Genomic DNA, 5,642 nt, shown 5'->3' on the forward strand with positions numbered 1-5,642 from the left:
CGCTCATGCTAGCAGAGCGCGCCGGCCCGGCCGGCGCGCGGCCCGGGCTCCGTGTCGGGGAACGGGCTCGCGGAGGCCGGCCGGATCTGGCCGCGCCCCGTACGGCGGCGCCCGGCCGCGACGCAGCCGCTGCCTGCGGCATATCGGCCGAACCGGAAGACAGCCCGGAATTTCCGCCGGGTTTCCCGAGCGTCCGTCGAGCCGTCAAGACGGCCAGACGCGCGGTGCTGCGGCACTGCGCGGCGACGCACGACGCCGCGCCGCGAGCACGCATTTCTGACAGCCAAGCGCGATCCGCCGCGCGCGGCTATCACGCAAAAACGTGCATTGACACGCAAAAATCAAAGGTTCACTGTTATACGCGCCGCGCGGCAGCGCGCCCGCGGCACAAGGGGAGATCACCGATGCAAGCCCATCGCAATGCGGCGCCCGGCGCCGTGTTCGGCCTGCTGCTGCTCGCCTTCGCCGCGAGCCCCGCACCGGCCCAGACCACGCCCGACTACTCCAGGCTCAAGCCGACCCTGAGCGGCGACATACCGCGCACCGTGCCGTCGTTTCCGTTCTCGGCGTTTCCGATCGACACGCGGCCGATGTTCGACACGTTCGCCTGGCAGAACTTCATCGCCGTCATGTGGCCGTCCTTGGCCGACGCCCACGGCGAACCGTACAAGCCCGACGATCCGTCGGTGTTCGGCAAATACGACGCCCGCCTCGCGCCGGCCTGGATGCGCTGGAAGACCGCGTTCGACCTGTACCCGCAGAACGGCAGCGAGCCGCCGGCCTGGGACCAGCCGAACGGCTACGCCGTCTGCCGCAACATTCCGCCGAACGATCCGCGGCCGCGCCTGGACATGACCAGCGAATTCGGCAGCATCGCCGACGAGATCGACGAGGCCTTCGCCGGCCCGCTGCCCGACCAGACCGGCTACTTCACGCGCTTCGAAGTGCGCGTGAACCGCGTCGAGTACGACTACGTGCGCAGCAACGGCTACTACAACCGCAGCAACTGGCCCGCGAGCGGCAAGCCCGCGATCAGCTTCCCGGCCAGCTCGGCCGACCAGTTGGGCTCCATCGAGGTCAAGGCCGCCTGGCGCAACCTGGCCAAGGTGCCGCCGAAGTTCCATGCGCGCTTCTTCGCGATCGACGCGCTCGCGGCCAAGCCCGGCACCTGCAAGACCGAAAGCGGCGGCCGCACGACCTGCGACTGCGAGCCGATGAAGGCCGGCCTCGTCGGCTTCCACATCTCGCACAAGACCGCCGACTTCCCGCAATGGGTCTGGTCCACGTTCGAGCAGGTGGACAACCTCGGCGAAGACCCGACGACGCCGGCCGACATGCAGGCCTCGTACTACGACCCGGAGCTGTACAAGAAACAGAAGATCCCGCGCGCGAATCCGGCCGACCATCCGGGCGCGAGCCGCGTGCCCGGACCGAACGACTACGACCCGGCGCCGATCAACGTCGTGCGCCTGTCGGCGATACCGAGCACGCCGGCCGGCAACTCCACCACCGAGCTCAATGCGCGCTACCGCGCCCTGCTCAAGGGCACGGTCTGGGAGAACTACGTGCTGATCGGCACGCAGTGGTCGACCGCGCCGTCGGTGCCGCCGACCACGCCGCTCAACAGCGACTTCGGCTGCGAGGACGGCACGCCGCCGGCCCAGGGCGGCCTCGCGTTCCCGCAATGCCAGGTGTCCAACGTGACGATGGAGACCTACCACCAGTACGACAGCTGCCAGAACTGTCACCAGGGCGCGCAGCGCTCCGGCGCCGACTTCAGCTGGATTCTCGCGCTGCGCGCCTGGAGCCCGCAGCCCGTCGCAAGCCCGATCCTGTCGCCCGACCGGCCCAAGCCGTCGGCGCGCAAGTCCGGCTGACGCCCACGCAGCGCGCCGCCGCCGCATCGACCGGTGCGGCGGCGTGCGCCGCCGTCGCGGCGCGCCGATCCCGACCGTTGAAACCCTCGACCGTTTTTCAACCGACCCAGCCAGCGTCACAGGAAGCCGTCATGTCCAAGACCGCCAGCGTACTCGCCACCACCCTGCTCGCCGCGCTCGCCGGCGCCAGCGCCCAGGCGCAAGACCGCGCCGACGCGCAACTGCGCCCCGACGCCGCGACGTTCGCCTACCGCAACGCCGTCGTGCCGGCGCCGCCGGGCTGGAAAGGCCCGACCTTCAAGCTCGCCCACGACTACCCGACCCAGGATCCCGGCGCCTGCCCGAAGAGCGAATGTACCTGGCTGGATCTCAAGGTCGACTTCACCCTGCCGCTGGACGGCCCGGCGCCGACCTGGGGCTCGCCGTGGTCCGACTACATCACGCGCGTGCTCGACTACGTGAAGAAAGGCCAGGACGAGGCGCTGCGCAACGACGTCGGCTGGAAGACCACGGTCGACAAGGAGAACCGCTGGTTCCACGTGCCGTGGATGGCCTACGACCCGACCCGCGGCCGCGAATACGTGCACGGCATGACCAACGAGCGCACGGCCACCTTGAGCGACTTCGGCGAAGACGTCGAGATCGACCGCGGCGTCAGCAAGCTGCTGCTGGCCAACGGCAAGGAATCCAGCCAGTTCTTCGAAACCTGGGCCTTCGGCATCTACAACCGCTGGGGCGCCTACGCGATCGGCCGCAGCATCGACCGCAACGGCGTGCCCCAGACCGGCAACTACGGCGGCGTGACCGCGCCGGCCGGACTGCCCTTCCCCGAAGGCACCGTCGTCGCCAAGCTGCTGTTCACGACCGCCACGCCGGCGGACGTCTCCTACCTGAAGGATTCGCCGGCCTGGCAGACCGACCGCCACGTGCAGAAAGGCGACCTGTTCCTCTGCGATCGAAAAGTGCAGGACGTGCGCCTGATCCAGCTCGACGTCGCCGTCGTCGACTCGCGCTCGCCGACGCGCTGGGTGTTCGGCACGTTCGCCTGGAACGGCAACAAGCAAGGCAAGACCGCCTGGGACAAACTCGAACCCGTCGGCCTGCAATGGGGCAGCGACCCGTGGACCTTCCCGGCCGTCGCCCAGTCCGGCAGCATCCCCGCGCACGAGAGCGTGCTGAACAAAGGCATCGGCACACCGCAGCACTTCGGCTGCAACGAGCGTCTCGCCGGCCCCGTCGACAACAAGCTGTCGTCCTGCCTGTCCTGCCACGGCGGCGGCTACGCCCCGCCCGTCGGCTACGCCGCGACCGCCACCACCACCCCGCCCATCTTCGGCTACGCCGGCCAGTGCGCCGTCAACTCCGTCGACAACGCGCAGTACTTCAGCAACATCCAGTTCCCCATGGCCTACACCGGCGGCCAGTATCCCGGCCTGCTGAGCATGGACACCTCGCTGCAGCTGCAGGTCGCGTTCATGCAGTACGGGCAGTACAAGCAGTTTGGGGAGCCGGTGGGGTGTAAGGCGAGCAAGTAGCAAACATCGGCAAACCTGCGCAAAGAACCTCATTGCAAAGGACGCGATATGAAAATCTTAATCCGAGCCACAGCCCGCAGGACTGTTGCAAGAAAAACGGCGGCTAAGAAAGCGCCTGCCAAGAAAGCCGTCGCCAAGAAGGTCGCAACCAAGAAAACCGTAGCAAAAAAAGCTGCAGCGAAAAAGGTCGCCGCGAAAAAGGCTCCGGCAAAGAAAGCAGCCGCAAAAAAATACACGGCGAAAAAGACGGCCAAGAAATCAACCGCATCTGGAAACGAGGAACACACCGGATTCAGAGGAAAAGCCTAGGACGAAGGCGAACAAGCCCATTTTTCCATCTCGCCTTCCAGCCGAGAACGCGCTCATGAAAATATCGGAAATGCGTGATCAGGTGGCGTTTTTCTCAGCGAAAGCGAGCGATATCGCGCGTCAGTTGGCTTTCGCGGGCATTGCCGTGATCTGGGTCTTCAAGATCGGGGGAGGATCTTCAGGAGGAAGCGAAACCTCGCCTCCAATCGCCCCCGGCGATCTCATGCCCGCCGTCTTCCTTCTTGTTTCCTGCCTCGCCTGCGACTTTCTCCATTACATCGTCGCAGCGCTCGCCTGGCACCTGAAGGCGGAGTCCTGCATGGAAAAGCGCGACAAGGATGAACATGGAAACCCCATCGCCGGCAAGGACTTTCCTGCTGGAAACACCAGCAATTGGGGCGACTTCTTTTTCTATGCAAAATCCACCCTTCTCATGCTCGGATATTTTTGCCTGTTGAAATTCATTTTGTACAAATGGGGAATTATTTCATACAGCTAGAGGCCAAATCCAGAAAGCGCCCAGCGGACAATCGGGAACAGCGTCAGTTACACGCACGCGCGGCAAGTAAATCGCCCGTCTCTTTTCCTGGCAACGGCTATTCGAACAGGGTCGGGCTTTCTTGTTGCACAAACGTCGCAGGTGAATCCGCCCTTTTCGGACCCCGTTTTCGCGGCACAGCCAGCCCCTCGGAGAACGGCTCGACATGGAGGTCCAGGCTGGCCGAGTCGCGCACGCGAGCAGCCGGCAATGGTCCGCGGCTGAGTCCTGAGCAGATAGAAGGCCTGCGACTGCAGCGAACTGCGAAAGGCTCAATACCGATTTTGTTGATCCTCGAACATCAAATGGGTCTCTTCCTGTTCGAGATCATAGGCTTCGATGACTGCCGCCTCGCAGCCTTCATTGAACGAATCCGATTCGGAAGTGCAGTCCGCAGGATCTGAAATACCTTTATCGCGCGCCCATTCGTAACCGGCTTCGTGACCTTGGCAATCGTCGCTGCACACGTAGCCCTTGAAGCTGCGGCCGGCGCGAATCACTTGACCGACGAGCGGCGCTGCTGCCGGCTCCGATGGCGTGCCAATGCAGGCTCGTGGGCGGACATCGACCTGAGCGAACTCCGGTCCGGGAGCAATCCTATATTGGTAGTGGATCGACCAGCCGGCATCGGAGATCTGCCGCATGGCTGAAGCGCAAATCGATCGAACGACATCCGGTTCTAGAAGCTGGACGAATCGCGCGGCGTCGAACGTTGGAATGGCTTGGCTCGTCCAAGCCACATGGTAGGTGAATCGGCGCCCCGGCCCTACTTCCGCTGACTCGAGCACGTAGTACGGCAACGCCATAGGCGCCCGACGATTGATCTCTGCGGCAGCCTCGTTGGCCGCCTGAAGCACCACATCGCCAGCAGAGCTGCCGAGCCCGTACCCAACGAAGGCCAATCCTAGCAACACGACCGCCCCGATGACGACACTCGCTGCTATTCGCTTGCCGTGAGTCATGAGCGCATCCTCGACACTCTATCGACCCTTATATGCTGCTGCAGAGATGGAGTAGATCTTATCCTGTGGCGATGCATCCTCGATCGAAATGTGTCCGCGAACGAGAAACACGCTCAAACCAGTCATTGCGATCCTCCATCGCCTTGACTGCCGCAAACGGGTCACGCCTTTAATGGGGACCGATCAGTGAAAGCAGCGAGTCAGGCACCTGCAGCGCGGCCTTGCCGCGCGTCAGTGCGACGTAGAGCAGCCGAAGCTCAGCCGGGTCCGGTCCTGTGTTTTCCCGGTCGCATGCCGTAGGTGCGTATTTCGCCGATCGTGACCGGCCGTTTCGGTTGATCGTGACCGGGGGCTGCGGGGTGTTGCGCGTTGGTCAGATGGTAACCGAGGCGGTCACGATGCGTCGTCGTTCTTCGGCTTC

5 protein-coding genes are annotated in these 5,642 nt (G+C 64.4%); 4 read left to right on the forward strand and 1 reads right to left on the reverse strand.

The genetic code is table 11. The annotated features are described in order from the left end of the window. Window positions 1-404 precede the first annotated feature (404 nt). The 4 genes from NON22_RS19465 (at window position 405) to NON22_RS19480 (ending at window position 4,220) form a co-directional block, all read left to right on the forward strand. Window positions 405-1,877: a hypothetical protein gene (locus tag NON22_RS19465; RefSeq protein WP_257388634.1), complete on the forward strand. Its 1,473-nt coding sequence runs from the start codon at window positions 405-407 to the stop codon at window positions 1,875-1,877. Window positions 1,878-2,008: 131 nt separating this feature from the next. Next, the gene (locus NON22_RS19470; protein ID WP_257388636.1) at window positions 2,009-3,412 is read left to right on the forward strand and encodes a hypothetical protein; all 1,404 of its coding nucleotides are present in this window, start codon (window positions 2,009-2,011) and stop codon (window positions 3,410-3,412) included. A gap of 48 nt (window positions 3,413-3,460) precedes the next feature. Further along, window positions 3,461-3,721 carry a histone H1-like repetitive region-containing protein gene (locus NON22_RS19475; protein WP_257388638.1) on the forward strand — a complete coding sequence of 87 codons (261 nt, stop codon included), beginning with the start codon at window positions 3,461-3,463 and terminating at the stop codon, window positions 3,719-3,721. Window positions 3,722-3,776: 55 nt separating this feature from the next. Next, on the forward strand, window positions 3,777-4,220 hold the full coding sequence (locus tag NON22_RS19480) for a hypothetical protein (RefSeq protein WP_257388639.1): 444 nt from the start codon (window positions 3,777-3,779) through the stop codon (window positions 4,218-4,220). Between the two features lie 311 nt (window positions 4,221-4,531). Here NON22_RS19480 and NON22_RS19485 read toward each other — a convergent pair whose 3' ends face one another. Next, window positions 4,532-5,221, reverse strand: coding sequence for a hypothetical protein (locus tag NON22_RS19485; RefSeq protein WP_257388640.1), 690 nt, complete (start codon window positions 5,219-5,221; stop codon window positions 4,532-4,534). Window positions 5,222-5,642: the final 421 nt, after the last annotated feature.

Source organism: Tahibacter caeni (assembly GCF_024609805.1).
Lineage (GTDB): Bacteria > Pseudomonadota > Gammaproteobacteria > Xanthomonadales > Rhodanobacteraceae > Tahibacter > Tahibacter caeni.